The 26,406-nt window shown below is 67.9% G+C and carries 27 protein-coding genes; 13 read left to right on the forward strand and 14 right to left on the reverse strand.

What is annotated here, in order from left to right:
* Positions 1-8: 8 nt before the first annotated feature.
* From ACQY8B_RS10520 to ACQY8B_RS10545, 6 genes are read left to right on the forward strand one after another with little or no spacing between them, the layout of a single operon-like run.
* A complete protein-coding gene (locus ACQY8B_RS10520; RefSeq protein WP_422086651.1) occupies positions 9-656 on the forward strand; it encodes a paraquat-inducible protein A in 648 nt (215 codons plus the stop codon).
* Entirely contained in the window at positions 653-1,396 is a 744-nt protein-coding gene (locus ACQY8B_RS10525; protein WP_422086652.1) for a paraquat-inducible protein A, read from the forward strand. Before ACQY8B_RS10520 ends, ACQY8B_RS10525 begins: the two co-directional genes overlap by 4 nt.
* Positions 1,393-3,045, forward strand: a complete 1,653-nt coding sequence (locus tag ACQY8B_RS10530) for an intermembrane transport protein PqiB (RefSeq protein WP_422086653.1) — start codon at positions 1,393-1,395, stop codon at positions 3,043-3,045. The genes ACQY8B_RS10525 and ACQY8B_RS10530 overlap by 4 nt, the downstream gene beginning before the upstream one ends.
* Positions 3,042-3,671 carry a PqiC family protein gene (locus ACQY8B_RS10535; protein ID WP_422086654.1) on the forward strand — a complete coding sequence of 210 codons (630 nt, stop codon included), beginning with the start codon at positions 3,042-3,044 and terminating at the stop codon, positions 3,669-3,671. The genes ACQY8B_RS10530 and ACQY8B_RS10535 overlap by 4 nt, the downstream gene beginning before the upstream one ends.
* A 49-nt stretch (positions 3,672-3,720) precedes the next feature.
* Positions 3,721-5,325 carry an MFS transporter gene (locus ACQY8B_RS10540; RefSeq protein ID WP_422086655.1) on the forward strand — a complete coding sequence of 535 codons (1,605 nt, stop codon included), beginning with the start codon at positions 3,721-3,723 and terminating at the stop codon, positions 5,323-5,325.
* Between the two features lie 18 nt (positions 5,326-5,343).
* Entirely contained in the window at positions 5,344-6,816 is a 1,473-nt protein-coding gene (locus ACQY8B_RS10545; RefSeq protein WP_422086656.1) for a flavin-containing monooxygenase, read from the forward strand.
* On the opposite strand, the gene ACQY8B_RS10550 is transcribed toward ACQY8B_RS10545, so the two are convergent.
* Positions 6,813-7,340: an HD domain-containing protein gene (locus ACQY8B_RS10550; RefSeq protein ID WP_422086657.1), complete on the reverse strand. Its 528-nt coding sequence runs from the start codon at positions 7,338-7,340 to the stop codon at positions 6,813-6,815. The genes ACQY8B_RS10545 and ACQY8B_RS10550 overlap by 4 nt on opposite strands.
* Positions 7,341-7,452: 112 nt before the next feature.
* Here ACQY8B_RS10550 and ACQY8B_RS10555 point away from each other — a divergent pair, with 112 nt between their 5' ends.
* Entirely contained in the window at positions 7,453-7,929 is a 477-nt protein-coding gene (locus tag ACQY8B_RS10555; RefSeq protein ID WP_422086658.1) for a VOC family protein, read from the forward strand.
* Between the two features lie 25 nt (positions 7,930-7,954).
* Here the strand turns inward: ACQY8B_RS10555 and ACQY8B_RS10560 are convergent, their stop codons facing one another.
* The 8 genes from ACQY8B_RS10560 to ACQY8B_RS10595 form a co-directional block, all read right to left on the reverse strand.
* On the reverse strand, positions 7,955-9,328 hold the full coding sequence (locus tag ACQY8B_RS10560) for an MATE family efflux transporter (protein WP_422089174.1): 1,374 nt from the start codon (positions 9,326-9,328) through the stop codon (positions 7,955-7,957).
* Between the two features lie 41 nt (positions 9,329-9,369).
* Complete coding sequence (locus ACQY8B_RS10565; RefSeq protein WP_422086659.1) at positions 9,370-9,927, reverse strand: DUF2239 family protein; 558 nt, start codon at positions 9,925-9,927, stop codon at positions 9,370-9,372.
* Between the two features lie 101 nt (positions 9,928-10,028).
* Positions 10,029-10,445, reverse strand: a complete 417-nt coding sequence (locus tag ACQY8B_RS10570) for an AsnC family transcriptional regulator (protein WP_422086660.1) — start codon at positions 10,443-10,445, stop codon at positions 10,029-10,031.
* Positions 10,442-10,807, reverse strand: a complete 366-nt coding sequence (locus tag ACQY8B_RS10575) for a GIY-YIG nuclease family protein (protein ID WP_422086661.1) — start codon at positions 10,805-10,807, stop codon at positions 10,442-10,444. Before ACQY8B_RS10575 ends, ACQY8B_RS10570 begins: the two co-directional genes overlap by 4 nt.
* Positions 10,808-10,863: 56 nt before the next feature.
* A complete protein-coding gene (locus ACQY8B_RS10580) occupies positions 10,864-11,379 on the reverse strand; it encodes a hypothetical protein (RefSeq protein ID WP_422086662.1) in 516 nt (171 codons plus the stop codon).
* A gap of 49 nt (positions 11,380-11,428) precedes the next feature.
* A complete protein-coding gene (locus tag ACQY8B_RS10585) occupies positions 11,429-11,755 on the reverse strand; it encodes a hypothetical protein (RefSeq protein WP_428745014.1) in 327 nt (108 codons plus the stop codon).
* A 16-nt stretch (positions 11,756-11,771) separates the two neighbouring features.
* Positions 11,772-12,671 (reverse strand): hypothetical protein, encoded by a 900-nt coding sequence (locus ACQY8B_RS10590; RefSeq protein WP_422086664.1) that lies wholly within the window; start codon positions 12,669-12,671, stop codon positions 11,772-11,774.
* Between the two features lie 79 nt (positions 12,672-12,750).
* A complete protein-coding gene (locus ACQY8B_RS10595; RefSeq protein ID WP_422086665.1) occupies positions 12,751-13,440 on the reverse strand; it encodes a hypothetical protein in 690 nt (229 codons plus the stop codon).
* A 381-nt stretch (positions 13,441-13,821) separates the two neighbouring features.
* Between ACQY8B_RS10595 and ACQY8B_RS10600 the strand changes: the two genes are divergently transcribed.
* From ACQY8B_RS10600 to ACQY8B_RS10625, 6 genes are all read left to right on the forward strand, one after another.
* Entirely contained in the window at positions 13,822-14,616 is a 795-nt protein-coding gene (locus ACQY8B_RS10600) for a LuxR C-terminal-related transcriptional regulator (RefSeq protein WP_422086666.1), read from the forward strand.
* A gap of 8 nt (positions 14,617-14,624) precedes the next feature.
* Entirely contained in the window at positions 14,625-15,608 is a 984-nt protein-coding gene (locus tag ACQY8B_RS10605) for a sensor histidine kinase (RefSeq protein ID WP_422086667.1), read from the forward strand.
* Between the two features lie 80 nt (positions 15,609-15,688).
* On the forward strand, positions 15,689-18,061 hold the full coding sequence (locus ACQY8B_RS10610) for a Tex family protein (protein ID WP_422086668.1): 2,373 nt from the start codon (positions 15,689-15,691) through the stop codon (positions 18,059-18,061).
* 63 nt (positions 18,062-18,124) lie between these two features.
* Positions 18,125-18,382 carry a type II toxin-antitoxin system Phd/YefM family antitoxin gene (locus ACQY8B_RS10615; RefSeq protein WP_422089175.1) on the forward strand — a complete coding sequence of 86 codons (258 nt, stop codon included), beginning with the start codon at positions 18,125-18,127 and terminating at the stop codon, positions 18,380-18,382.
* A 7-nt stretch (positions 18,383-18,389) separates the two neighbouring features.
* The gene (locus ACQY8B_RS10620; protein ID WP_422086669.1) at positions 18,390-18,803 is read left to right on the forward strand and encodes a type II toxin-antitoxin system VapC family toxin; all 414 of its coding nucleotides are present in this window, start codon (positions 18,390-18,392) and stop codon (positions 18,801-18,803) included.
* Complete coding sequence (locus ACQY8B_RS10625) at positions 18,800-19,873, forward strand: phospholipase (protein ID WP_422086670.1); 1,074 nt, start codon at positions 18,800-18,802, stop codon at positions 19,871-19,873. Before ACQY8B_RS10620 ends, ACQY8B_RS10625 begins: the two co-directional genes overlap by 4 nt.
* On the opposite strand, the gene ACQY8B_RS10630 is transcribed toward ACQY8B_RS10625, so the two are convergent.
* From ACQY8B_RS10630 to ACQY8B_RS10650, 5 genes are read right to left on the reverse strand one after another with little or no spacing between them, the layout of a single operon-like run.
* Positions 19,837-20,223, reverse strand: a complete 387-nt coding sequence (locus ACQY8B_RS10630; RefSeq protein WP_422089176.1) for a hypothetical protein — start codon at positions 20,221-20,223, stop codon at positions 19,837-19,839. The two genes, ACQY8B_RS10625 and ACQY8B_RS10630, sit on opposite strands and share 37 nt — an antisense overlap.
* Before the next feature lie 5 nt (positions 20,224-20,228).
* Entirely contained in the window at positions 20,229-20,612 is a 384-nt protein-coding gene (locus tag ACQY8B_RS10635; protein WP_422086671.1) for a RidA family protein, read from the reverse strand.
* Positions 20,609-22,126, reverse strand: a complete 1,518-nt coding sequence (locus ACQY8B_RS10640; RefSeq protein ID WP_422086672.1) for an efflux transporter outer membrane subunit — start codon at positions 22,124-22,126, stop codon at positions 20,609-20,611. Before ACQY8B_RS10640 ends, ACQY8B_RS10635 begins: the two co-directional genes overlap by 4 nt.
* Before the next feature lie 18 nt (positions 22,127-22,144).
* Positions 22,145-25,240 carry an efflux RND transporter permease subunit gene (locus tag ACQY8B_RS10645; protein WP_422086673.1) on the reverse strand — a complete coding sequence of 1,032 codons (3,096 nt, stop codon included), beginning with the start codon at positions 25,238-25,240 and terminating at the stop codon, positions 22,145-22,147.
* A complete protein-coding gene (locus tag ACQY8B_RS10650; protein ID WP_422086674.1) occupies positions 25,233-26,387 on the reverse strand; it encodes an efflux RND transporter periplasmic adaptor subunit in 1,155 nt (384 codons plus the stop codon). The genes ACQY8B_RS10645 and ACQY8B_RS10650 overlap by 8 nt, the downstream gene beginning before the upstream one ends.
* Between the last annotated feature and the right edge of the window lie 19 nt (positions 26,388-26,406).

Below are 26,406 nucleotides of genomic sequence, written 5' to 3' on the forward strand. Positions count from 1 at the left end.
GCTGACCTATGAAGGAAGTACCTGACACGGTGGTCTGCCCCGGCTGCGACGCGATCTACAGCCGCGCGCCGCTGCACCCCCGCGACGTGGCGCATTGCCCGCGCTGCGGCACCGAGCTGGCCCGGCACCCCGGCCAGCAGCAGCGCCGCATCCTTCCGCTGACGGTGGCCTGCCTGATCATGTTCGCCATCGCCAACCTGTTTCCCATCGTCGAGATCGAGCTGCAGGGCCTGCGCAGCCAGACCACGCTGGCCGGCGCGGTGGTGGCGCTGAGCGCCGAGGGCATGTCGGTGGTGGCGCTGCTGGTGCTGGCCACGACCATTCTTTTTCCGTTCCTGCAGCTGTGCATCCTGGCCTACCTGCTGGTGCCGCTGAGCCGCGAGCATCGGCCCGCGGGCTTCGCGCTGCTGGTGCGGGCGATGCAGTCGCTGCGGCCCTGGGGAATGATCGAAGTGTTCCTGCTGGGCGTGCTGGTGGCCATCGTCAAGCTGTCGAGCATGGCGACTGTGGTGCCGGGGCCGGCGCTCTGGGCCTTCGTGGCGCTCACGGTCATGCTGACGGCGGTGCTTTCGTTCAACCCCGGCGCGTTCTGGGAAATGACCTTCCGGCCGAAGGCGTCCGATGCCGACACGGACGAGGGCGGGGCGTCCGCATGAAGCTTTTTCCCTTTCGCAAGGCCGCTCGAGAAGAGCACGCCCATGACGATCATGAGGACGATGACGCCCCGGTCGCCACCGCCGCGTCGCTCGGCCTGCTGGCCTGCCGGCATTGCGGCGCGGTCTGGAAGGACGCGGAGGAGGGCGAGGCCTGCGGCCGTTGCGGCACCCATCTGCATACGCGCAAGCCGCAGAGCCTGAACCGCACCTGGGCCTTCCTGATCGCGGCCTGCATGATGTATATACCGGCCAACCTGCTGCCGGTGATGATCACGCGCACGCTGTTCGGCGCGCAGTACGACACGATCCTGAGCGGCGTCATCTATTTCTGGGTGTCGGGCGCCTACGGCCTCGCGGCCATCGTCTTCATCGCCAGCTTCCTGGTGCCGCTGTTCAAGCTCGCGGTCCTGTTGTTGCTTGTGGTGCTGGCGCAGCGCGGCAGCACCTGGCGCCAGCGCGAGCGGGCAAGGCTTTATCACATCATCGAGGTCATCGGCCGCTGGTCGATGCTCGACGTGTTCGTGGTGTCGCTGCTGACCGGGCTGGTGCAGATCCAGGGCTTCGCGGTCATCACCGCGGGCGTGGGCATCGCGGCCTTCGGCTCCGTGGTGGTGCTCACGATGCTGGCTTCGCTGAGCTTCGATCCGAAGCTCACCTGGGACAGCAAGGAAGAGCAGGCCCTCGCCGAGGGCCGTGAAGTTCCGCAGGAACGTGGCAAAAGGGACGAGAAACCAGCATGAGTGAACCAGAGCAACCGCAAGACGACAAACCGGCGCCCCCGGCGCTCCCCAGGCCACGCGTGGCGCGACGGCGCGAATGGCTGCCTTCGCTGATCTGGCTGATTCCCATCGTCGCGGCGCTGGTCGGCATCACGCTGGTGGCGCGCATCCTGATGGAGCGCGGCCCCGAGGTGGTGCTGACCTTCAAGACCGCCGAGGGCCTGGAGGCCGGCAAGACAGCCGTCAAGTACAAGGACGTGCAGATCGGCCTCGTCACTCGCCTGCGGCTGGCGCGCGACCGCTCGCATGTGCGCGTGCTGGTGCAGTTCAACAAGGACGCCGAGAGCTTCACCGCATCGGACTCGCGCTTCTGGGTGGTGCGCCCGCGGCTGGACACCTCGGGCATCTCGGGGCTGAACACCTTGCTGTCGGGTGCCTACATAGGCGCCGACGCGGGGGTATCGAAGGAAACCTCGGGTGAATTCACCGGGCTCGAAACCCCGCCCATCGTCACGCGCGACGACTCGGGCCAGCAGTTTCTTCTGCGCGCCAACGACGTGGGCTCGCTCGACGTGGGCTCGCCCGTGTACTTCCGGCGCGTGAAGGTCGGGCAGGTGGCCGCCTACGAACTGGACGGCGACGGGCGCGGCGTGACCATCCGCGTGTTCATCAATGCACCCTACGACAAGTTCGTCGGCATGAACACGCGCTTCTGGCAGGCCAGCGGCATCGACGCGCAGCTCAGCGCCAGTGGCTTCACGCTGCGCACGCAGTCGCTCGCAACCATTTTGCTGGGCGGCATCGCGTTCCAGGCGCCCGACGACGCGATGGGTCCGCTGGCCAAGGCCAACGCATCGTTCACGCTGGCGCAGGACGAGGCCACGGCCATGAAGGAGCCCGACGGTCCCTCGCAGACGCTGCTGATGTATTTCAACCAGTCGCTGCGCGGCCTGACGCCGGGCGCACCGGTCGACTTCCGCGGCGTGGTGATCGGCGAGGTCAAGTCGATCGGCGTGGAGTTCGACCGCGCCGAGCGCGAGTTCCGCATGCCGGTGCTGGTGCAGGTCTACCCCGACCGGCTGCGCCGCAAGGAGAACCACGGCAATACCGAGGCCACCGAGTCGCGCGCCACGCAGCAGGAGCGGCTGCGCTTCCTGGCGGAGAAGGGCCTGCGCGCCCAGCTTCGCAACGGCAACCTGCTGACCGGGCAGGTCTATGTGGCGCTCGACTTCTTCCCGAAGGCGCCGGCTGCCAGGATCGACGTGACGAAGAACCCGATCGAGCTGCCCACGGTGGCCAACAGCCTCGACGAGATCCAGTCGCAGGTGCAGGAAATCGCGACCAAGCTCAACAAGGTGCCCTATGAGCAGATCGCCGGCGACCTGCGCACCACGCTCGCCACGCTCAACAAGACGCTGACCGCCACCGAGCAGACCGTGAACCGCATCAACAGCGACGTCACGCCCGAGCTGGCGGCGGCCATGAAGGACGTGCGCAAGACCGTCAACACGGCAGAGCGCACGCTGGCCGACGACTCTCCGCTGCAGCAGGACATGCGCCAGACGCTGCGCGAACTGACGCGCGCGGCCGGCTCGGTGCGCGTGCTGACCGACTACCTCGAGCGCCATCCCGAATCGCTGCTGCGCGGCAAACCGGACGACAAGAAATGAAGCTGAAACTTGCATTCATCGCACTGACGGCCACGCTGGCGACCATGCTCGCAGGCTGCGCCAGCAAGCCCGACAACTACTACACGCTCGCGAGCCCGGTCATCGCCGCCGACGCGGCGCCCTCGACGCTTGGCGGCGCAGTGCCGCTCTACATCGAGCTGGCGCCGGTGGCCGTGCCCGAGCGCTTCGCCCGCCCGCAGATGGTCGTGCGCCAGCCCAACGGCAGCGTGCAGGTCGAGGTGCTGGAGCAGCACCGCTGGGCCTCGTCCTTCGAGAACGAGTTGCGCGATGCGCTGGCCAGCGGCATCGCCGGTCGGCTCGGTGCGCTCGACGTGACCAAGGGCGGCCGGCAGACATCGCAGCCGGTGTGGCGCATCGCGGTGCAGCTGCGGCAGTTCGACGCGGTCGATGGCGGGCGCGTGGATGCCGGCTTCAGCTGGACCTTGCGGCGTTCGGACGAAGCGCGCACGCTGGTGTGCCAGCTGAACCTCGGCGAAGCCGTGGGCAGCGGCATGGACGCGGTGGCGCGTGGTGCGCAGCGTGTGACAGCCGCGGCGGCGGCGGCCATGGCGCACAGCGTGGATGCGGCGCGCGCGAATCCGTCGGCGACGACCTGCGCGACCTGACTCTTTCTCTTGGCAGAGCGGGGGCAGGAGCAATAAACCGGAGACCCTCATGGCACAGATCGGCAAGGCGCCCTGCGACGACACGCTGATCCTGCACGGAGCCAGGCCGCAGGAAAGCGCCTGCCCCGAAGCCTCCAAGCCCTGGGTGCTGGCTGCCGCCATCGTCGGCTCCAGCATGGCCTTCATCGACGGCACCGTGGTCAACGTCGCGCTGCCGGCCATCCAGTCCGACCTGCATGCCACCGCCTTCCAGGCGCAATGGGTGGTCGAGTCCTATGCCTTGCTGCTCGCCGCGCTGCTGCTGGTGGGCGGCGCGCTGGGCGACCTTTACGGGCGCCGCCGCATCTTCGCGATCGGCGTGGGCCTCTTCGCCGTGTCTTCTGTGGCCTGCGCGCTCGCGGGCAGCGTGCAGCAGCTCATTGCGGCGCGGGCGGTGCAGGGCATCGGCGGCGCGCTGCTGGTGCCGGGCAGCCTCGCGCTCATCAGCGCCGCCTTTCCCGAGAAGGAACGCGGCAAGGCCATCGGCACCTGGTCGGGCTTCAGCGGCATCACGGCGGCGGTGGGGCCGGTGCTCGGCGGCTTCCTGGTCGACCACTTCTCATGGACCTGGGCGTTTCTCATCAATCTGCCGATGGCTCTGCTGGTGCTGTGGATCGTGTGGCGCCACGTGCCGGAAAGCCGCGGCGCCTCGGCCGGCGGAGGGCTCGACATCTGGGGCGCGCTGCTGGCCACTGTTGGGCTGGGCGGCATCGTCTATGCCTTCATCGAGGCGCCCACGCAGGGCTGGCGCGCACCGGCAGTGTTGGCCGCGCTGGCCGTCGGCGTGCTGGGCAGCGCGGGCTTCTTCCTTGCAGAGCGCAAGGTGCGCGCGCCGATGCTGCCGCTCGGGCTGCTGCGCATAGGCAACTTCAGCGGCGCCAACCTGCTGACGCTGCTGCTGTACGCGGCGCTGGGCGGCAGCCTTTATTTCTTTCCGCTCAACCTGATCCAGGTGCAGGGCTACTCGGCCACGGTGGCGGGCGCGGCGCTTCTGCCGTTCATCTTCATCATGTTCGCGCTCTCGGGCTGGGCGGGGCAACTGGTCGACCGGTTCGGGCCGCGCATTCCGCTGGTCGTCGGACCTTCCATCGCCGCCGTGGGCTTCGCGCTGTTCGCGTTGCCGGGCGTCGGCGCGAGCTACTGGAGCGGCTTCCTGCCAGCCGTGTTGGTGCTGGGCCTGGGCATGGCGGTGACTGTCGCACCGCTCACGACCACGGTCATGAACGCGGTCGGGCCCGACCTGGCGGGCGTGGCCTCGGGGGTGAACAACGCGGTGTCGCGCGCGGCGGCGGTGCTGGCGATCGCGGTGTTCGGCGCGGTCATGGCGGCGGTCTTCGACGTGGCTCTGGCAGGCCAGTTGCGCGAGATCGGCGCCTCGGCGCAGGTGTCGGCGTTCCTGGAAGGCGAGCGCAGCAAGCTGGCCGGCGCGGCGATGCCTGCGGGTGTCGATGCGGCTACGGCGGCGGCGCTCAAGCGGGCTGTGGCCGAGTCGTTCGTGGCGGGGTTCCGGTGGGTGATGCTGCTGGGTGCTGGGTTGGCGGTGTTGAGCGCGGCAAGTGCATGGGTGATGATCCGGCGCACGGCCACCGCGGAAGGAGCCGGCGGCAAGACCTGAGACTGAGGAGACATTCCGGTGCAGGAAGAACAACACTTCGATGTATTGATCGTCGGCGCCGGCCTCTCGGGCATCGGCGCCGGCTACCACCTCCAGGCCAACTGTCCGGGGCGCAGCTACGCGATCCTCGAAGGGCGCGAACGCAGCGGCGGCACCTGGGACCTGTTCCGCTACCCGGGCATCCGCTCGGACTCCGACATGTACACGCTGGGCTATTCGTTCCGGCCGTGGACGCAGGCCAAGGCCATTGCCGATGGCCCGTCGATCCTGAAGTACGTGCGTGAGACAGCGCAGGCACATGGCATCGACCGGAAGATCCGCTTCGAACATCGCGTGGTGCGCGCCTCCTGGTCGACGCCCGAAGCACGGTGGTGGGTCGACATCGAGCACGGCCCAGGGCGCGAGCCGCTTCGCATGAGCTGCAACTTCCTCTTCATGTGCAGCGGCTACTACAGCTACACGGCCGGCTACACGCCGGAGTTCGCGGGCACCGCCGACTACACCGGCCGCATCGTCCATCCGCAGCATTGGCCCGACGACCTGGACTACGCAGGCAAGCGCGTGGTCGTGATCGGCAGCGGCGCCACCGCGATGACGCTGGTGCCCGCGCTGGCGAAGACCGCCGCGCACGTCACGCTGCTGCAGCGCTCGCCGACCTACGTGGTGTCGCGCCCGGCCGAAGACCCCTTGGCCAACCGTTTGCGGCGCCTCTTGCCGGCACGGTTGGCGTATGGCATCACGCGGTGGAAGAACGTGTTGCTGAGCATGCTGTTCTTTCGTCTTGCGCGGCGCAAACCGGAGCGTGCCAAGCGGATGATCCTGGGCGGCGTTCGCCAGGCGTTGGGGCCGGGCTACGACATAGCCACGCACTTCACGCCGCGGTACAACCCGTGGGATCAGCGGCTGTGCCTCGTGCCCGATGGCGACCTGTTCGCGGCACTGAATGCGGGCCGTGCCTCGATGGTCACGGACCACATCGACCGCTTCACGCCGCGTGGCATCCGGCTTAAGTCGGGCAAGGAGCTGGAGGCCGACCTGATCGTCACCGCCACAGGGCTCGACCTGCAGGTGCTCGGCGGCGTCGCACTCGATGTCGACGGCGTTTCCGTCGATCCGGCCGCGACCTTCAACTACAAGGGAATGATGTACAGCGACGTGCCCAACCTCGCGTCGTCGTTCGGCTACACGAATGCCTCATGGACATTGAAGTGCGACCTGACCTGCGAGTACGTCTGCCGGCTGCTCAACCACATGGACAAGCACGGCTGGCGGCAGTGCATGCCGCGCAACACCGATCCGGCGCTGATAGCCGAGCCGTGGCTCGATTTTTCTTCGGGCTACGTGCAGCGCTCGATAGGCAAGTTCCCGAAGCAGGGCTCGCGCGCGCCGTGGCGGCTGTACCAGAACTACGCGCGCGATCTGATGAGCTTGCGCTTCGGGTCGGTGGCGGATGGGGGGATGGAGTTTTCGAGCCCGCGCAACGGCGTCTAGGCCGCGGGCATGTGCGCGGGCGAGAGCAGGGCGTCCAGTTCCGTCCACAGCGGATCGCATTGCCCCGCCCTGAACGCAGCCGCCCTGAAGGTCGGATGCTCGCCGTGATAGGTGTCCCACAGCGTGCGGTGCCCGTCCGCCACGCAGGCCCGCACATTGGCAAGCCGGTCTGCCGCCTTCACCACCAGCGCCAGTTCCTCATCGCCAGTCACTTTCGCCAGCGCCGCATAGGTCTTGGCCTTGCGTTCCTTGCGATTGGCGCCGGGCGCGTCGGTCAACAGCGCCACGCACTTGGCGACGAGGTCGCCGAAGCGCGATTGCACGTCGGCCACGGTGGCTTCGGTGTCTTCCACCACGTCGTGCAGGAAGCCGACGACGCGTGCCTGCTCGCCATAGGGCTGAAGCAGGGCGGCGACGGCATCGAGGTGGTGCACGTACGGGTGCACGCCGTATTTCTGGTCGCCGTGCATCTCGACGGCATAGGCTCGGGCGGCTTCGGGTGTCGACGAGGTGGTGGTGGTCATGGGCGTCCTTTGGTTTTTCCATTCTGCCTTTGCGGGCGACTCTGTTGACAAGGGACGCCCACCGCTTCGATACTGAACTCTCTGGTTCATCGTTGAAGCAAAGGAGACCCGCATGCAAAAGATCGTTCCCTGCCTCTGGTTCGACCGCAACGGCGAAGACGCGCTGAAGTTCTACACCGGCATTTTTCCGAACTCGCGCGTGACCGACAAACTGCTCTGGGGCGACACCAACCCCGCACTGAAGGGACAGCTGCTCACCGCGATCTTCGAGCTCGAAGGGCAGGAGTTCATGGTGATCAACGGCGGGCCGCAGTACAAGTTCACCCCGGCCATCTCGATGTACCTGCGGTGCAAGACGCAGGCCGAGGTCGACAACTACTGGAACAGGCTGCTCGAAGGCGGTGGCGAGCCGGTGCAGTGCGGCTGGCTCACCGACCGCTACGGCGTGTCGTGGCAGATCGTGCCCGACGGCCTGATCCAGATGTTCCAGGACAAGGACGCGGCCAAGGCCGCGCGCGCAATGCAGGCGATGATGAAGATGGTCAAGCTCGACATCGCCGAGGTGCGCAGGGCCTACGACGGGGCGTGATCCGCCGCCGTGGCCCTGCCGGTGTCTACACCAGCCGGTGGATCGCCTTCTTGCGCCAGACCAGCTGGTAGTACGCGGTCTGCAGCAGCAGCATCGCGCCGAAGGTCACGGGGTAGGCGATCCAGATGCCGTCCAGCCCGATGCGGTGGCTCATGGCATACGCCACCGGCACTTCGACACCCAGGATGCAGACGATGGAGATCAGCGTCGGAACCAGCACCGAGCCGCTGGCCCGCATGACCCCCGACAGCGCCGCTGCCATGCCGAAGATCACCAGGCTCCACAGCATGATGTGCAGCAGCGTCTGCGCGATCTCGAGCACTGGCTCGCTCGTGATGAAGAATGCCATCAGGTGGCGCGAGAACAGATAGCCCAGCACCACCAGGCTGCCGGTCAGCACCACGTTCATCAGCAGCGCGGTCTTGGCGATGGCGCCGAGCCGGTTGGCCCGGCCCGCGCCAATGGCCTGCGCGCCGAGGATCGACGCGGTGATGGCGATCGAAATGGCCGGAAACTGCACGTACGCCACCACCTGGTTCACCGCGCCGTAGGCGGCAGTGGCGCTGGAGCCGTAGCTGTTGACCATCGACAGCAGCACCACTTCGGCCAGCGCGACCACGATCATCTGCACGCCCGTGGGCACGCCGATCTTGAGCACTGCCTTCAGCAGCTGCGGCTGGATGCGCAGGTGGCGCATGAACTCCGCGTCGGGCGCCAGCGGGCTCTTGCGCTGGCGCAGCCGGAAGCCCAGCCAGGTGGTCGCCACCGCGAACGACAGCACCGAGGCCCAGGCGCCGCTGGCCACGCCGAGCTGCGGCAGGCCGCCCCAGCCGCGGATGAGCGCCGGCGTGACCACCAGCCCGATCAGCGTCGAGATCATCAGCGTGAGCAGCGGCGTCACGGTGTCGCCCACGCCGCGCAGCATGGCGGTGGCCAGCAGGAACACGAACACGCCCGGCATCGCGATCAGCATGATGCGGGCATAGCGGGTGGAGTCGGCCAGCACGTCGGGCGGCGTGCCCAGCGAAGCCAGCATGGGCGTGGTGAAGGCCCCGCCGAACACAGCGATGACGAGGCCCGCGAGCACGCCCACGGTGAGCGTGGTGCCGGCCACGGCCTTGGCCTTGGCGGCGTCGCGCGCGCCCCAGGCCTGGCCGATCAGCACCGAGGCGCCGGCGCCCAGGCCGATGATGAAGGCGATGAAGAAGAACATCACCGGGAAGAAGCTCGACACGGCCGCCAGCGCGCTCACGCCGAGCATCTGCCCGACGTAGATGTTGTTGAGCGTGCCCGAGAGCGATTGCAGGATGTTGCTGAGCAACATCGGCGCGAGGAAGAAAAGGAAGACCTTCCACAACGGCCGCGCGGCGCCGGCGGGCGCGACCGGCACGCCCTTCATGCCGCTGGGGCCCGTCGTGCCGGGTGCTTCAGTGGGTACTCTCATTCATGGCTCCAGCCGGGGGCGGACAGTTCTTGCAGGTGGGCGCGCAGGTCGGCGGGCCAGGGTTCGATCAGGTTGCCGAAGCGTTGCTCCTCGCCGGCGAACAGGGCGCGCGTGGCTTCCTCGAAGCCGGGCAGGTTGCCCGCGATGGCGGTCATGACGCGGTAGGTGGTCTCGCGCGCGGCACGCACGGCGTCGCGATCGGCATGCACGCGGCGCGCCTCGTCGACCAGCTTGCGCAGCGCGACCGAGGCGCCGCCGGGCTGGCGGCCGAGCCAGTCCCAGTGGCGCGGCAGCAGCGTGACTTCACGCGCGACCACGCCGAGCTTGGGGCGACCGACGCCGCGCGGCGTTTCGTCGCGGTGTTCGGCTTCGGGGTCGGGCAGTTCGCGCAGATCGAGGTCGAGCTGCGCACCGGTCTGGTCGTCGAACACGAGATAGGGCCCGGGGTCGTCGCGGCGACGAAGCTGGTCGAGCACTTCGGCGCGGGTGCCGCGTGCGATGCGCCGGAAATCGAAGAACACCGTGAGGGTGGTGGGAGGGGTGTCTGGTGACATGCGGATGTTGTGTTTCCTGATTCCTGTCGAAAGAGGAGGCCGGGAGAAACGAGTTGCGTAATCTACCCGCTGCGGCGCCCACGTGTGCGCCGCGTTGTCGCTCATATCGCCCGCAGCACGGCGTGGGCGTCGGACAAGTGCCGCTGATCGATGGAGCGGACTGCCTCCTTGCAGTGCGCTTCGACCGTCGCGGCCGCATCGCGCACCAGTTGCCGTCCGCCGGAGCGAAGCGCGGCATGGCGGCTGTTGTCGGTGCCGGCACCTGCCACGCGTTCGGCCAGGCCCGTTTTCTCGAGCAGCACCATCTTGCGGATCAGCGCCGACATCGGCAGCCCCAGCGTGCGCGCCAGGTCTGCCATCGGCATGCGGCCTTGCTCCGTGCGCAACAACAGATAGAGGAGGGTGAAGTCGGCGAAATTCAAGCCGTGGAAAGCACCGAGATCGTCGTCCAGCTTCAGCGCCAGGCTGGCGTGGGCGCGGCCCAGGTCCAGGCAGAAGGAGAGGGCATCGGTGCTCATGGCTTGTTGTAGCCCTTCTCGCTGAAACACTGCAGTTCTTCCTGCCAGAGAGCGAGCAGCTTTTCGAGTTCTGCCTTGCGGTCGAAGGCGGGATCGTCCTCGCGCTCCTTGACCCGGTCGATCACCTCGAAGCTGAAATGCGCCGCGCCCTGCGCTGCCCAGTCCTGCCCCAGAGGCTTGCAGCGGTGGGAGCCCATGCAGAGCTCGAAGCGCGCACGGTTCATCGCGCCTTCGACGTCGAGGCTGCCGGCCACATAGATACGGCCGTTCACCGTGTTTCGCACGACGAAGACGCCTGCCGGGCGCACGGATTCCTTGTATTGGCGGCTCAGGGCGCGCCTGTTTTCGGGTGACAGGTTCATGCGCCGAATATTACCCGGATTAAATTAAACCGGCAATACACCCGGGTAAAATTAACTCAGCCCTCCCTGAATCGCCGCCATCCCCGCGCGATGCGTGCCTTGACCGCGCGCACCGTCCGCCACAGACGGCTTTGCCGAACGATGGTGAGCACCCGGTCTTTCCAGGCTTTCCAGCGCGGATACCAGCGCGCGAACCACGGAATGCGCATGAGCGGCCGCTCGACCAGCTGGAAGATCCGCGCCACGATGGCCGTGCCCACCAGCTTGGCGAGCACCAGCACGGTCAGCGCGGTGGCGGCATGACCACGGCTGAAGAGGAAGAGGGCGAGCACCTTCACCGGCAGAAGCAATATCACCGGCACGAAGAAGGCCAGCAGCGCGCCCCAGGGCGGCAGTTGGCGCAGGCGGTTTTCGAGGCGCGCCCATAGGGGAAGACGCGCGAGCCGCGCCATGAGCGCGGCCAGCGGCTCCCAGCCCCACTCCTCGAAAAGCAGCAGAGGAACGAGGAGCGCGGTGCCCAACGCGCGGACGAGGGCACGAAAAACGCGCAGGACGCGCGCGAAAGGTGTCATGCGCGAAGGTTAAGGCAAGGCGCTGCTCGCGCGGCGCCTGCTGCCGACCCTACTTGCGCGTCGGCAGGAAGAACAGATACTCGCCGCGGCCCAGCTCCGGCGTGACCTCGTAGCCGGGGCACACGTCGCCTTCGCACTGGATGATGACGACGCGCGGCCAGATGGTCGCCGCCGTCGGGTAGCCGGGCATGTACTGCGGCACATGCCACACGCCGAGGTCGCCTACCGGTTGGGCCTTGTCGGTGCCGGATGCGTTCTGCAAGCCGCTGCCCATGTTCATGCGCTGGATGCGCAGCGTGTCCAAGGGCGGCGGGGCCGCCGCCGCGGCTGTTGCCAGGCAACACGCCGCGGTCCAGAGAAATACGGTCCTGGTCATCATGGACTCCGCGCGCTCACTGCGGGTAGGCCGTCGACTGCGGCGCGGTGGCGATGTCGCCGACCGGCTCCGCCGACAGGATGCGCTGCGCGCGCAGGGCGGCCGCCACGTCGCTGGCATCGATGGTCGTCACCGTCGCGCTGGATACCGGCATCGAGACCACGGCCGGCGGCTCGGCTGCAGCCACCGGCTGCGCGACGGGTTGCACAACCGGCTCCGCGGCGGCGACGGGCGAGGGTTGCACCACCGCGACCGGTGCCGGTGGCGGGGCAGGCACGGGCGCCGGCGGAGCCATCGCCACGGGGGGCATGGGCGCGGAGGCGACGGGGGCAGCAGGGGCTACGGGTCGCGTCGAGGAAACCGTGGGCGCGCCAGCCGACGAGGCTTGCGGTCCGTAGGCGCCTACGCGCTCGTCGGCGGTCATCGATTGCGGGCACTTGGTCCCCGTCATCTCCAGCGCCGCCTGGGCCGCCGGGTCCATGCAGTCCATTGCCAGCGACGCTGCCTTCATGCCCTTGTTCCAGAGCTCGCGGCTCATCTTCAGGCGCTTGCAGTGCTCGTCCGTCCAGGTGGTGCCGAAACTGAGGCCTACACCGGGGCCGTTGGCGCTCGCGCTGGTGCTGCCCATGCAAGTGTCGTTGCTGGTGGTCAGGTTGGGTCCGTTGACCGACGGCACGTTCTTGATCGTGTAACTGCCCCCGTACTCGACGCCTGTCGTGCCGCTGCTGTTGACGTTCTGGGTGCTCGTCACGCTCGAAGTGGTGTTCGAGGGACTCGCGAACGTCACGGCCTGGTTGTTGCCCTGGGCCGACGTCGTGGCCGAGCTGCTCGAGCCGTTGTTCGCGCCGCCTGCCGTCGTCTGAGCCATTGCCGCCGCGGATACCGTCAGCAATGCGAGGAAAAGCAATTTTTTCATTTTTTCAACTCCTTTGAAGGCTAGGGGAGGGGCATGGCCCCTCCCCATTTCCGAGTTCAACAACCGCTACATCGGAAGTTCAGGGTGCCGATGCGGTTGCGCCGGCGCCGGCCAGGCCGCCGGTGCCGCCACCGTTGCTGAAGCCGCCGGCATTGCCGAAGCTGACGTTGGTCACGCCAAAGGAGCCGCCGGTCGAGCCTGCGGTTGCCGACGTGGTGGTGCCGTTGATGAAGCCGTTGACCGCGCCGGAAGAAGCGCTGTAGCCCGAGGTCGTGCCCGACGTGCGGGTCACGATGGCCAGGCCGCCGCCAGGACCGGCAGCTGTCGCGGCCGTGTTGTTGGTGACCGAACTGGCGCTGCCGCCGGCACTGCCGCTGATGGGGTTCGAGCCGCCAGCGCTGTAGTGGGCGTTGGAAGCCGCGCCGGCATTGGCAGAAGCGTTGGCGCCGCCCACCGCGAGGCCGTTGCCGGTCGTTGCGGCCACGCTGGTCACCGAGCCTTGCGTGGTTGCCGTGCCGCCGGCCGTTGCACCGCCGAGCCGGATGCCCGGGAAGCTGACTGCGCCGCCTGCTGCGTTGGCGCTGGCCGACGAGCTGGAGTTGGCTGCGTTGTAGCTCAATGCACTGCCCGTGCCGGAACTGGCTGCCACCGATCCGGCGGAACTGGAAGAGCCGGTCGTCGTGCTGGTGGCGGCGAGGGCCGTCGTGCTGGTTGCCGAGGCAACGCTTCCCACCAGAACCACTGCGATTGCAATGAGAGTCTTCTTCATGATGCTTCCTCGAAAGTGTGTGAAACGAACCTGATCGCCGGACCATCCGGCTATCAGCTAACGGTCTGTGAACGCGGAATGAAATGTTTCCGTGGCGACCGGAACGCAGTTTCAGCGTCGAGGAGGGATAGAAAAATGCCCCAGGCTGGGTAATGCGAGGCTATGGCGAAAGGCGTGGATGAGCGGCTCCGGAACCGGTGCTTGAAACCGCTTCTCCATGCGGCGGCATCCTCGAAAACTACAACTTTCGTTGGACACAAATGCATATCCGCAACAGAATGCAACCAAAGTAAACAAAAAAACTTAATTCAAGATTTTGAATGGAAATGGATTAACTTTTGGTCACGAACACGGTAGTCCATTTGTCACAAAGGGGTTGGAATGGAAAGCGAACTCGACATTTCATTGACAGACATCGGAACTGGGGCTAGGAAATATTCCCCCCCTGGACAGTTCGGCGGGCTGCTCGCACCGTCTGCCGACACACTTCCGTGGCCTGACTTTCTGACCGGCCAAGAGACCAAGCCGGTGCGAGTTCTTCTGGTCGACGACGACCCCTTCGTGAGACGCGTCATCGCCCAGGAGTTGCTGAGCGATCTGCGCATCCAGCTCGAAGGCCAGGCCGGCACCCTGCGCGAAGGACGGCGGCTGCTGATGCAGCATGAATTCGATGTGCTGATGGTGGACATCCGCCTCGGTGACGGCAGCGGATTCGAGCTGATCGAAGAGGCCAAGAAACACCGCAGCGCGGCCGAGATCATCGTCATTTCGGCGCTCGAGGACGAACCCCAGGTGCTGCATGCCTTCGAGCTCGGCGCATCGGGCTACCTGGTCAAGAACGCATGGTTCCAGAGCTATGCGCAGGCCGTGCTGCAGGTGGTCAACGGGGGCGCCGCCATCACCCCCCGGCTGGCCCGCAGGCTGCTCGTGCACCTCGATCACAAGCGCTCGAACGTGAACCCGGTGCGCCCGCCGGACAGCAAGGCGACGCTATCGTCAAGGGAGCGTGAAGTGTTGCGACTTGTAGCGACGGGGTATGTGACCGAAGAGATCGCATTGCAGCTCACCATCAGTGCCCAGACGGTTAACGCCCACGTCAAGAACATCTACCGCAAGCTGCACGCACACACCCGGGCCCAGGCGGTGAGCTTCGCGTCCCACCGGGGCCTGCTCTAGGGGGCGCAATGCTGACGCCGCAGGTCTTTCATCTACCGCACTTCCTGGAAGACCAGTACGTGTGGTTGTCGATAGCCTCGTGGTGCACGCTGCTGACCTGGCTGTGGCCGCGCATTCCCCGCCGCCGCGTGCTCATGTGGGCAGGGCTGGCCGCCGCGATGCACCTCACGCCGGTGACGGCGCAGGTGCTGCGGGCCACCTCCACCATCACCGTGATGGCGCACGACATGCCCGCCACCTTCTGGGCGCTGCAGGCGCTCAACGTGGTGGTGCTGGGCATGATCGTGAGCATCTGGTACTTCTCGCAGCGCCGCGTCGCGCGCGGCCGCCTGGTGCAAGCGGTGCTGGCCGAGCGCCGGCGCATCGCCAACGACCTGCACGACGGCGTGGGCTCCCGGCTGGTGGCGCTGCTGGCCAGCCAGGACCCGAAGGCCGCCGCCGCCCCCGACAGCCTGTCGATGGCCCTGCAGGCCTGCCTGCTCGAACTCCAGATGACGGTGGACGACCTGGACGACCAGACCACCGCCACCGCCGTCGAGCGGCTGGCCCACCTGCGCTACCGTTTGCAGCCCGCCTTCAACCGGCTGGGCATCGCGCTGGTGTGGGACATCGCCGCTTCGGCGCATGCCCGGCCGCTGCCGCCCGAATCCACCATGCAGATGTGCCGGGTCGCGCAGGAGGCGCTGTCGAACGCGCTGCGCCACTCGCACGCCACCCGCGTCGAGCTGCATTTCGGCCCGCAAAGCGGCGCCCAAGGGCTGGTGCTCGAGGTGCGTGACAACGGCCGCGGCATCGGCGCGGCGCCCGGCCAGCCGCCCGAGCAGTTCGGCAAGGGCCTGCGCAGCATGCGCGCCCGCGCGGATGCCATCGGGGGCGAGCTGGCCGTCATGGACGTCGCGCCGCACGGCCTTTGCGTGCGCCTGCTGGTGCCCTCCCAGGCAGCGGGGGGCCCCCAGGCGAGCGAGCGGGCCGAGTCCGAAAGCATGCTGTAACACGCCCGCCGGGCCGCCCGGCCGGGCGCGGCTCGCGCCTATGGCAAACTCCCGCGCTTTGCCAGGGACGCGCTCAAGACATGCAGAAAATCATTCGCCAGCTCGCCGCCGAAATAAAGGTTGGCGAGAACCAGGTGAAGGCCTCCGTCGAACTGCTCGACGGAGGCGCCACGGTTCCGTTCATCGCCCGCTACCGCAAGGAAGCCACCGACGGCCTCGACGACACGCAGCTGCGTGAACTGGAAGCCCGCCTTTCCTACCTGCGCGAGCTCGAGGACCGCCGCGTGGCGGTGCTCAAGGCCATTGACGAGCAGGGCAAGCTGACCCCCGAACTGCGTGCCGCCATCGAATTCGCGCCGACCAAGCAGGAACTGGAAGACCTCTACCTGCCGTTCAAGCAGAAGCGCCGCACCAAGGGCCAGATCGCCCGCGAATTCGGCATCGAGCCGCTGGCCGACAAACTGCTGGCCGACCCCACGCTCGACCCCGCGGTGGAAGCCAAGGCCTTCCTGCAGCCCGCCACCACGCTGGACGACGGCAAGCCGGGCCCCGATTTCTCCACCGTGCCGCTCGTGCTCGACGGCGTGCGCGACATTCTTTCCGAGCGCTGGGCCGAAGACGCCGCCCTGGTGCAGGGCCTGCGCGAATGGCTCTGGGCCGAAGGCCTGCTCAAGTCCAGCCTGATGGCCGGCAAGGACGAGAACAACGCCGACGTCGCCAAGTTCCGCGACTACTTCGAGTACGACGAGCCCATCGGCCGCGTGCCCTCGCACCGCGCGCTGGCCGTGTTCCGCGGCCGCGCGCTCGACATCCTGGACGCCAAGCTGGTGCTGCCGGTCGAGCCCGAGCCGGGGAAGCCCAGCATCGCCGAAGGCCGCATCGCGCTGCACCTGGGCTGGAGCCATGCCGGCCGCCCGGCGGACGACCTGCTGCGCAAATGCGTGGCCTGGACCTGGCGCGTCAAGCTGGCCCTGTCGACCGAGCGCGACCTGTTCACCCGCCTGCGCGAAGACGCCGAGAAGGTCGCCATCAAGGTGTTCGCCGACAACCTGCGCGACCTGCTGCTGGCCGCGCCCGCCGGCCCGCGCGTGGTGATGGGGCTTGACCCCGGCATCCGCACCGGCGTGAAGGTGGCCGTGGTCGATTCCACCGGCAAGCTGGTCGAGACCGCCACCGTGTTCCCGCACGAACCGCGCAAGGACTGGGAAGGTTCGCTGCACACGCTGGGCAAGCTGTGCGCCAAGCACGGCGTGAACCTGATCGCCATCGGCAACGGCACCGCCAGCCGCGAGACCGACAAGCTGGCCGCCGACCTCATCAAGCTGCTGGCCAAGATGGCCGCGCAGGCCGGCGCGCCCGAGATCAAGGTCGACAAGGTGGTGGTGAGCGAGGCCGGTGCCTCGGTGTATTCGGCCAGCGAATTCGCCTCGCAGGAAATGCCCGACGTCGACGTGAGCCTGCGCGGCGCGGCCTCCATTGCGCGCCGCCTGCAAGATCCGCTGGCCGAACTGGTGAAGATCGACCCCAAGAGCATTGGCGTGGGCCAGTACCAGCACGACGTGAACCAGAGCGAACTCGCCCGCACGCTGCAGGCGGTGGTCGAAGACTGCGTGAACTCGGTGGGCGTGGACCTCAACACCGCGAGCGTGCCGCTGCTCAGCCGCGTTTCGGGCCTCTCTGCCAGCGTGGCAAAGGCGGTGGTGCGCTGGCGCGAGGCCAACGGCGCGTTCGCCACCCGCAAGCAGCTGCTCGACGTGACCGGCTTCGGCCCCAAGGCCTTCGAGCAGAGCGCGGGCTTCCTGCGCATCCGCGGCGGCACCGATCCGCTGGACGTGACCGGCGTGCACCCCGAAACCTATCCGCTGGTCGAGCAGATCATCGTGAAGACCGGCAAGCCCATTGCCGAGCTGATGGGCCGCGCCGAGATGCTCAAGACGCTGAAGCCCGAGCTGTTCGCCAATGAGAAATTCGGCGTCATCACGGTCAAGGACATCCTGGGCGAACTAGAGAAGCCCGGCCGCGACCCGCGCCCCGACTTCAAGGTGGCGCGCTTCAACGATGGCGTGGACGACATCAAGGACCTGGTCGAGGGCATGATCCTCGAGGGCACCGTGAGCAACGTGGCCCAGTTCGGCGCCTTCGTCGACCTCGGCGTGCACCAGGACGGCCTGGTCCACGTGAGCCAGCTGAGCCACAAGTTCGTGAACGACGCGCGAGAAGTCGTCAAGACCGGCGACATCGTCAAGGTCAAGGTGATGGAAGTGGACGTGGCGCGCAAGCGCATCGGCCTGTCGATGAAGCTCGATGCGGCGCCCGCGCGCCGCGACGGCCCGCGCGACAACCGCTTCGAGGGCGCGGGGCGCGGCCAGCAGCAAGGCCGCCGCGACAACTCGCCGCAGCCGGCTGGCCAGATGGCCAGCGCGTTCGCCAAGCTGCAGGGGCTGCGCAAGTAAGGAATGGCCAGGTGGCACGTGCCTGTTAAACTAGTCATCTAACTAGTTTGATCGGTGGTCGTCATGAAAACCTGGCCTGTGCAGGACGCGAAGGCGCGTTTCAGCGAGTTCCTCGAAGCCTCCCTGGTCGAGGGGCCGCAAATGGTGACGAAGCGTGGCGCCGAGGTGGCCGTACTCGTTCCGGCAGCGGAATGGCGGCGTTTGCATGCCACCGCCAAGCCGTCGCTCAAGGAACTGCTTCTTTCGGCGGAAGCGCGCACCGAGTTCCTGGTCCCGCAGCGGGGCGCCGCGCGCAGGCGCAGCGTCACGCCAATGCGCTGAGGCCGGCATGTATCTGCTGGACACGAACATCATTTCCGAGCTTCGCAGGCCTCGTCCGCATGGTGCGGTCGTCGAGTGGCTCACGACCATTGCAGACAGCGATCTTCATCTCTCGGCGGTGACGCTCGGAGAGATCCAGGCCGGCATCGAACTCACGCGCGAACAGGACGCGGCCAAGGCCAACGAGATCGAGCAATGGGCCTCGCTGGTGGCGGCGTCGTACAACGTGCGTCCCATGGACGCGGAAACCTTCAGGCTCTGGGCGAAGCTGATGCATCGCAGCTCGAACACGCTGTACGAAGACGCCATGATTGCCGCTACGGCAAAGCAGCACGCGCTGACCGTGGTAACCCGCAACGTGAATGACTTCGCGGGGTTCGGCGTCGAAATACTCAATCCTTTCGAATACACGCGGGCATGAAAGCACTGCGCATCTACGCCGGCCCCGCGGCCCGCAAGCACATCGAGCAGCACGGCCTGCGCCCGCAGGACGTGCGCACCATTCCCGGCGCGGCGGGTGGGCCCAAGGGATTGATCCTCGGGCCGCTCGACCGCTTCATCTTCGGCCGCTGGCTCACGCAGAGCAGCCAGCAGGTGCACCTGGTGGGCGCTTCCATTGGCGCGTGGCGGCTGTCGACGGCATGCCTGTCGGACCCCGAGGCGGCTTTCCAGCGCTTCGAGCATGACTACGTGCGCCAGCAGTTCGAGGTGCCGCCGGGGCAGAAGCGGCTGAGCCCGCAGCAGCTCAGCCAGCGCTTTGCCGAGAGCCTCGACGATTTCTACGGCGGGCGCATTGCCGAGGTACTGAACCATCCGCGCTACCGGCTGCACGTGGTGACTTCACGCGGGCGCCACATCCTCGGGCGCGAGGGCAGGGCGCGTACGCCGGTGGGCTACCTGGGCGCCTTCGCCACCAACAGCCTGAACCGCAAGGGGCTGGGCGCGTGGCTGGAGCGCTGCGTGTTTTCCACGCCCGGCGCGGCGCTGCCTTTCGGCACGCGGGACTTTCGCACCCGCCAGCATGCGCTGAGCGAGGCCAATTTCAACATGGTGCTGCAGGCCTCGTGCTCCATTCCTTTCCTGCTGGCGGCGGTGCACGACATTCCCGGCGCGCCGCGCGGCGCCTACTGGGACGGCGGCATCACCGACTACCACCTGCACCTTGACTACCAGCCGGCTGACGACGGCCTGGTGCTGTACCCGCATTTCCAGCAGGCGGTGGTGCCGGGCTGGCTCGACAAGGGGCTGCGCTGGCGCCACAAGGCCAGCGGCTTCCTCGACCGCATGGTGGTGCTCGCGCCCGATCCCGAATGGGTGAAGACGCTGCCCAACGGCAAGCTGCCCGACCGCAAGGACTTCATCCGTTTCGCCAACGACGCGCAAGCGCGCATCGCGGCCTGGAGCCAGGCCACGCGGGAGGCACAGCGGCTGTCCGACGAGTTCGAAGACTGGCTTCAGCGCGACGGCGTGCCCGAGACGCTGCCGCTCTGATCCGCCGGCCTTGCCTGCCCGGCGACCGCCAGCGGCGCCGCGCAGTCGAGGATGTTCACTTCCACCTTGTCGCCCACCTTGGGCACCGCCCCGGCCGGCAGCCGGCCGGTGCCCAGCGAGCGCGAACGCACGCCGCCGTTGCGGTAGCGCACGACGGCGTAAGGCGCATCGGGCCCGCCATCGGTGCCGCAGTCGCGGTCGACCGTGCCCGCCAGATCGGCCGCGCGGCCCACGTCGACGACCTGCGCGGCGCGCCAGCCAGCCGCGTGCGCCGTACGGTCTAAAGAGTGGGCATCGAACGCGGTGCAGCCGCCGAGCGCCAGCGCACACAGCACCACGGCGCGCGCCACCGACGTCAAGGCGCCGTCCCTGCGACGGCGCCGATGGCGGCGGTGGCCTGGATCTCGACGCGGTATTCGGAGTCGATCAGCTTGGCTCCGACCGTGGCGCGTGCCGGCGTGTGGCCTGCGGGCACCCATTCGTCCCACACCGAGTTCATGGCCTCGTAGTCGCCCACGGTGCGCAGGTAGATCGTGACGCTCACCAGGTCCTTGCGGGTCGCGCCCTGCGTGGCGAGCATGTCGTCGATGTGATGCAGGATCTCGCGCATCTGGCCCGTGATGTCGAGCGACGGGTTCTCCGCCACCTGGCCCGACAGATAAATCAGGCGGGCAGTGCCCAGGTCGACGGTCACCATCTCGCTGAAGCGGGGACCCATCTCGTGGCGAATGATGTTCATGGCGATGCGGATTTCGATGCGGTGAGGGGAGCGGAAGACGAAGAAGAATCGGCAAGCTGCGCTGGCGGTGCGTTCCACCAGCCGCCGCCCAGCGCCTGGAAGAGCGCCGCTGCGTCGGTCAGCCGGAGCGCGCGCGCCTGCACGAGGTTGAGCTGCGCCTGTTGCTCGGCCTGCTGGGCGATGCGCAGCGCCAGCGGGCTGGCATCGCCCAGCCGCACCTGCGTGCGCGTGCGCGCCAGGCTCTGCGATGCGGTGCGCTCGGCCTTCACGGAGGCCTGCAGCGCGCGGGTGTCCGCGTCGATGGCTTCGAGCGCATTGGCCACGTCCTGGAAGGCGCTCAGCACCGTGGCGCGGTATTGCGCTGCCGCCTGGTCGAACGAAGCTCGGGCGGCCGCTTCGCGGTGCTTGAGCGCGCCGCCGTCGAACACCGTCTGCGTCACGTTGCCCGCCAGGCTCCAGAACAGCGATGACGACTTGAAGAGCTTCGACAGCGTGTAAGCCGACGAGCCGTAGCTCGCGCCCAGCGTCACGTTGGGCAGCCGCGCGGCCACCGCCACGCCGATGGCGGCGCTGGCGGCCTGCAGCTGCGCCTCGGCGGCACGCACGTCGGGGCGGTGCTCGACCAGCGTGGACGGCAGCGTCTGCGGCAGTTCTCCGGGCAGTTGCAGCGCGTCGAGCTCGAAATTCGCCGTCACGCCTTGGCTGGGATAGCGGCCGGCCAGCGTGGCCAACAGGTTGCGCTGCTGCGCCAGTTGCTTGTCGAGCGGGGGCAGGGTGGCTTCGGTGGCGGCCAGCGAGGCCTCCTGGGCGTCCACCTCGGCCACCGCGACCTGGCCCAGGCCCAGTTGCTTGCGGTAGGCCTGCAGCACTTCCTTCTGGTCCGCGATGATCGCCAGCGTGGCGCGCTGCTGGGCGCGCAGCGAGGCTTCGGTGATTGCTGCAGCCACCACGTTGCTGCTCAGCGAGAGTCTGGCGGCCAGCGTCTGGAAGCGCTGCTGCCCGGTCTGCGCCTGCGCACCCTCGACCTGCCGGCGCGTGGCGCCGAACACGTCGGGCGTATAGGACACGGTCACCTGCGCCGTATGCAGCGTGTAGAGGTTCGCGTTGGACGACACCGGGCTCGCTACCGCGCCGGCCACGCGCTGCCGCGTGGGCGAGTAGCCCAGCGCCACGCTCGGCCAGAAGGCTGCGCGGTCGGCGGCCTCGTTCTCCTGCGCCACGCGCAGCGCGGCATCGGCAGCCTCGATGGTCGGGTTGCCGGCCAGGCTCTGCGCCACCAGCGCATTCAGCGGCTCCGAGCGAAAGGCCTGCCACCACTGGGCCGGCACGTCGAGGTCGGGCGAGAAGCGGGGCAGTGGCACGCCCTCGGCTTCGGTGGTGCCGGCGGGAGCGGATGTGTACTGCCCCGGCAGGTTCAGCGGCGGCCGGGCGTAGTCGGGCCCGGCCGCGCAGCCGCCCAGCAGCAGCGCGATGCCGGCTGCCACGGGCGTTGCAAGGCTTGTCTTCTTGGTCATGTTTTTTCCTCGCCTTGCTCAACGGTTGCGGCGCGAACGCAGGCCCCAGCCCTTGCGCTCGAACAGGCGCTCCAGCGCGAAGAACAGCGTCGGCAGGATGAACAGCGTCAGCAGCGTCGACACCACCAGACCGCCGACCACCACCGTGGCCAGGCCGCGCTGCACGTCGGTGCCCACGCCCGTGGCCAGCGCCGCCGGCAGCATGCCGATGGAAGCTACGGTGGCCGTCATGAGCACCGGGCGCAGCCGCTCGGTCGCTCCTTCGAGCACCGAGGCTTCCAGCGCCAGCCCTTCGCCGCGCACGCGCCGGAAGTTCGCGACCATGATGATCCCGTTCTGTATCGACACACCGAACAGCGCGATGAAACCCACCGCGGTGGCCACGTTGAGCGTTTCTCCCGCCACATGCACCGCGATCAGCCCGCCCAGCGTGGCCATCGGCACCACGCCCAGGATCAGCGCCACGTGCCGGATCTTGCCGAACTGGAAGAACAGCAGCACCGCCATGATCGACACCACGATCAGCAGCGACACCGCCAGCCGGGCCTGCGCCCGCTGCTGGTTCTCGAACTGGCCGGCCCATTGCAGCCGGAACTTGGCGCGGTCGAACTTCACGTCCTTGGCGATGCGCTCCTGCGCTTCCACCAGGTAGGAGGCGAGGTCGCGTCCGCGGTTGTCGATGCGCACCGTGATCTGGCGCGAGTTGAGCTCGTGCGAAATGGTGCTCTCGCCGGTCTGCAGCTCCACGCTGGCCACCTGCGACAGCGGGACCTTGGCGCCGCCCGCGCCATTGAGCAGCAGCGAGCCGATGGCCTCGGTGCCGCTCTTGGCCGTTTGGGGCAGCTTGACGGTCACGTTGTAGGTGCGGTCGCCGCTGTACACGGTGATGACGGGGGCGCCGCCCATGCCGGTCTGCACCAGGCTGGCCACGTCGTTCGCGTTCACGCCCAGCCGGGCGGCGGCTTCGCGGTCGAGCTTGATGACCACCTGCGGAATCGGCGGCTCCTGGAACAGCGACGCCGATGCGGTGCCGCGCACGGTGTGCAGCAGGTCGACGATCTCGTTGCCGATGCGCCGGCTTTCCTTCAGGTCGTCGCCGTAGATGCGCAGCACCAGCGGGCTGTGCGCGCCGCCCACGGCGTCGTTCACGCCGTCGATGATCGGCTGGCTGATGCCCACGTCGAAACCCGGCATCTTCGAGAAGCGCTCGTTCAGCGTGCGCACGAAGGCTGCCTTGTTCATGCCGGCGGGCCACTCGCTGTAGGGCTTCAGGCCCACGGGCACTTCCACGTGCGAAGGCGTCCAGGGGTCGGTGCCGTCGTCGTTGCGGCCCAACTGCGTCACCACGTAGGAAACCTCGGGGTACTCGAGCAGCACATGGCGCAGCTCGGAAGTCATTTCACTGGCCTTGTCGAGCGAAAGGCCCGACGGCAGCTGCACCTGCAGCCACAGCGCGCCTTCGTCGATGTCGGGCAGAAACTCGCGCCCGGCGGTGGCCCCCAGAACAGCCACCGCGGCCAGCGCGGCGATGCTCAGCGCATAGGCGATTGCGGGCACCCGCAGCAGGTGGCCCAGCACGCGCCGGTAGGCGCCGGTGAGCCACACCAGCGGCTTGTTGACGAACGGCTTCATCGGCTTGCGCAGCGCCACGTAGGCCAGGCTGGGAATCAGCGTGATCGCGCACAGCAGCGCGCCCACCAGCGCATAGCCCACGGTGAAGGCCATCGGCTTGAACAGCTTGCCTTCGGCGCGCTCGAAGGCGAACAGCGGAAAGTAGGCCGTGATGATGATCAGCGTGGCAAAGAAGATCGGCCCCGACACATGGCTCACCGTCTCGAGGATGTTGCCCTCGGTCAGCGTGGCGTTGGGCTCTTCCTCGCGCCGCCGCAGGATGGCTTCCATCACCACGATGGCGCCGTCCACGATGATGCCGAAGTCGATCGCGCCTAGCGAGAACAGGTTGGCCGGCATGCGGGTGAAGTGCATCACGATGAACACCGTGACCAGCGACATCGGAATCGCCACCGCCGCCACCACCGCGCTGCGCGGGCTGCCCAGGAAAAGAATGAGCACGAAGCAAACCAGCGCCATGCCTTCGAGCACCGTGTGCGTCACCTTGTCGACCGTGAGCTTCACCAGGTCGTCGCGATCGATGTAGGGCACGATCTTCACGCCCATGGGTGCAAGCTGCGCCTGCAGCTCGTCGATCTTCTTGTGTACGCCCTCGAGCACCCTCGACGGGTTCTCGTACTTGAGCATCAGCACGATGCCTTCGATGGTGTCGGGGTTCCTGTCCTTGCCCAGGATGCCGCCGCGCTCCTGGTGGCCGAACTGCAGGCGCCCCAGGTCGCGCACCAGCACCGGCGAGCCGTTGGACTGCGACACCACCACCGCGCCCAGGTCGTCCAGCGAGGTGATGAGGCCGATGCCGCGCACCACGTAGCTCTGTTCGCCGCGCGCAATGCGCCCGCCGCCGGCGTTGGCGCTGTTGTTGTTGATGGCCGTCACCACGTCGCTCAGCGCCAGGCCGTATTTCTGTAGCGCCGCCGGGTCGAGCTCCAGCTGGAACTCCTTGGTGAAGCCGCCGAAGTTGGTGATGTTGACCACCCCGGCCACTTGGCGCAGCCCCGGAATCACGGTCCAGCGCTGGATCTCCGAAAGCTCCATCAGGTTCTTGGTGTCCGACTCCAGCGTGTAGCGGTAGATCTCGCCCGCCGGGCCCGCCACCGGGTCCAGCCCCGGCTGCGCCCCGGAGGGCAGCGAGACCTGGCCGATGCGCTCGGTCACGCGCTGGCGCGCGAAGTAGTCGTCGGTGCCGTCCTTGAAGGTCAGCGTGATCAGCGAGAGCCCGAAGGTGCTGCTCGAGCGGATCGAGGCCAGCCCCGGCGTGTTGCTCAGCGCCCGCTCCAGCGGCGTGGTGATCTGCTGCTCGATTTCTTCCGAAGCCAGGCCGTTGACCTGGGTCGTGACCTGCACCGTCACGTCGCCCAGGTCGGGATAGGCCTCGACCGTCATTTGCGTCCAAGACCAGGCGCCGAACAGCACCAGGGCAATGGACATCGCCCAGACCAGGTGTCTGCGGCGAAAGAACTGGGTGATGATGAGATTAATCATTCAGCAGCACACCGCCACGCACCACCACACGCTCGCCGGCATTCAGGCCGCTGCGAATGCGCACCTGGTCGCCGTCTTCGCGGCCCAGCTCGACCACCCGCCGAACGAAGGTCCAGGGCTCGGCCTCGACGAACACGCTCACGGCGTCGTTGTTCATCAGCAGCGCCGACGCCGGAACCTGCGGCTGCGCCCCTTGCGGCACGCCGAGCACGGCGGTGGCGTACATGTTGGGCTTGAACAGCCCCTCGGGGTTGGCGAACACGATGCGCGCCTTGGCGCGGCGCGTGTCGGCGTCGAGCACCGCACTCACGAAGCCGACCTTGCCGGTGAGGCGGCGACCCGGGTAGGCGGCCAGCGTGACCGTCACGTTCTGGCCGGGCGCAACCGCGCCCACCACGTTCTCGGGCACGTTCACCGTCACCCAGACCGAGTCGAGGTTGGCCACCGTCATCAGGGTGGCCGTGGCGTCGTTCAGGTTGGCGCCGGCGCCGGCGTTCAGCGCGGTGACCGTGCCCGACATGGGCGCGACGATCTTCAGCAGCTGGCCGGCCTGCGCGCCGCTGCCGTCCGCGCCCAGGCTGTGCAGGCGCGTCTCGCTGCGGCGCAGCTCGGCTGTCTGCTGCGCGACGGCGCTCTGGGCCGCTTCCACGTCCTTGGCCGCGTTGGAACCGGCTTCGTTCACGCCGCGCGCACGCACCAGCGCACGCTGCGCCAGGTCGAGCGCGTCGCGGGCCTTCTGTGCGTCGGACACGGCTTGCGCCAGGTCGGGCGAGGTCATCGTGGCCAATACCTGGCCGCGCTTGACCGTGTCGCCCAGGCGCACCTTCAGCTCGACCAGCTTGCCGGTCAGCGGCGGCAGCACGTTGACGGTGCTGGCCGGGTTGGCTTCCACCGTGGCGGGCAGGCTCACGTCGTGCGGCGAGGCCTGCTCGCCGACGGTGGCCACGCGAAGCCGGTCGCGCAGCGGCGAGCCATCGGGCACGCTCAGCCGGTTGCCCTGGCGAACCAGCATCGGCGCCGGAGCGGCAGCGGCCGCGGTGGCCGCATGGGCGGTGTTGTCGAAGGAGTCGACGCACAGCGCCGCGCAGGTCAGCACGCCGAAGAAAATGCGCGCCGGCGTGATCTGGTAGAGGGATTTTTTCTTCATCTCAGGACATCCGTTGGGG

It is taken from the genome of Variovorax sp., assembly GCF_965279555.1.
In the GTDB taxonomy this organism is placed as follows: Bacteria; Pseudomonadota; Gammaproteobacteria; order Burkholderiales; family Burkholderiaceae_C; genus Variovorax.

Coding starts and splice junctions, on each gene's coding strand:
- ACQY8B_RS10560 (WP_422089174.1), bottom strand. CDS start 9,328: ATGAAGGGCGTGCCGGTCGCGCCCGCCGGCGCCGCGCGGCCGTTGTGG.
- ACQY8B_RS10550 (WP_422086657.1), bottom strand. CDS start 7,340: ATGACCACCACCACCTCGTCGACACCCGAAGCCGCCCGAGCCTATGCC.
- ACQY8B_RS10600 (WP_422086666.1), top strand. CDS start 13,822: ATGGAAAGCGAACTCGACATTTCATTGACAGACATCGGAACTGGGGCT.
- ACQY8B_RS10575 (WP_422086661.1), bottom strand. CDS start 10,807: ATGAACCTGTCACCCGAAAACAGGCGCGCCCTGAGCCGCCAATACAAG.
- ACQY8B_RS10530 (WP_422086653.1), top strand. CDS start 1,393: ATGAGTGAACCAGAGCAACCGCAAGACGACAAACCGGCGCCCCCGGCG.
- ACQY8B_RS10635 (WP_422086671.1), bottom strand. CDS start 20,612: ATGAACATCATTCGCCACGAGATGGGTCCCCGCTTCAGCGAGATGGTG.
- ACQY8B_RS10620 (WP_422086669.1), top strand. CDS start 18,390: ATGTATCTGCTGGACACGAACATCATTTCCGAGCTTCGCAGGCCTCGT.
- ACQY8B_RS10525 (WP_422086652.1), top strand. CDS start 653: ATGAAGCTTTTTCCCTTTCGCAAGGCCGCTCGAGAAGAGCACGCCCAT.
- ACQY8B_RS10650 (WP_422086674.1), bottom strand. CDS start 26,387: ATGAAGAAAAAATCCCTCTACCAGATCACGCCGGCGCGCATTTTCTTC.
- ACQY8B_RS10520 (WP_422086651.1), top strand. CDS start 9: ATGAAGGAAGTACCTGACACGGTGGTCTGCCCCGGCTGCGACGCGATC.
- ACQY8B_RS10555 (WP_422086658.1), top strand. CDS start 7,453: ATGCAAAAGATCGTTCCCTGCCTCTGGTTCGACCGCAACGGCGAAGAC.
- ACQY8B_RS10625 (WP_422086670.1), top strand. CDS start 18,800: ATGAAAGCACTGCGCATCTACGCCGGCCCCGCGGCCCGCAAGCACATC.
- ACQY8B_RS10565 (WP_422086659.1), bottom strand. CDS start 9,927: ATGTCACCAGACACCCCTCCCACCACCCTCACGGTGTTCTTCGATTTC.
- ACQY8B_RS10570 (WP_422086660.1), bottom strand. CDS start 10,445: ATGAGCACCGATGCCCTCTCCTTCTGCCTGGACCTGGGCCGCGCCCAC.
- ACQY8B_RS10590 (WP_422086664.1), bottom strand. CDS start 12,671: ATGAAAAAATTGCTTTTCCTCGCATTGCTGACGGTATCCGCGGCGGCA.
- ACQY8B_RS10645 (WP_422086673.1), bottom strand. CDS start 25,240: ATGATTAATCTCATCATCACCCAGTTCTTTCGCCGCAGACACCTGGTC.
- ACQY8B_RS10540 (WP_422086655.1), top strand. CDS start 3,721: ATGGCACAGATCGGCAAGGCGCCCTGCGACGACACGCTGATCCTGCAC.
- ACQY8B_RS10615 (WP_422089175.1), top strand. CDS start 18,125: ATGAAAACCTGGCCTGTGCAGGACGCGAAGGCGCGTTTCAGCGAGTTC.
- ACQY8B_RS10605 (WP_422086667.1), top strand. CDS start 14,625: ATGCTGACGCCGCAGGTCTTTCATCTACCGCACTTCCTGGAAGACCAG.
- ACQY8B_RS10595 (WP_422086665.1), bottom strand. CDS start 13,440: ATGAAGAAGACTCTCATTGCAATCGCAGTGGTTCTGGTGGGAAGCGTT.
- ACQY8B_RS10640 (WP_422086672.1), bottom strand. CDS start 22,126: ATGACCAAGAAGACAAGCCTTGCAACGCCCGTGGCAGCCGGCATCGCG.
- ACQY8B_RS10610 (WP_422086668.1), top strand. CDS start 15,689: ATGCAGAAAATCATTCGCCAGCTCGCCGCCGAAATAAAGGTTGGCGAG.
- ACQY8B_RS10585 (WP_428745014.1), bottom strand. CDS start 11,755: ATGACCAGGACCGTATTTCTCTGGACCGCGGCGTGTTGCCTGGCAACA.
- ACQY8B_RS10535 (WP_422086654.1), top strand. CDS start 3,042: ATGAAGCTGAAACTTGCATTCATCGCACTGACGGCCACGCTGGCGACC.
- ACQY8B_RS10580 (WP_422086662.1), bottom strand. CDS start 11,379: ATGACACCTTTCGCGCGCGTCCTGCGCGTTTTTCGTGCCCTCGTCCGC.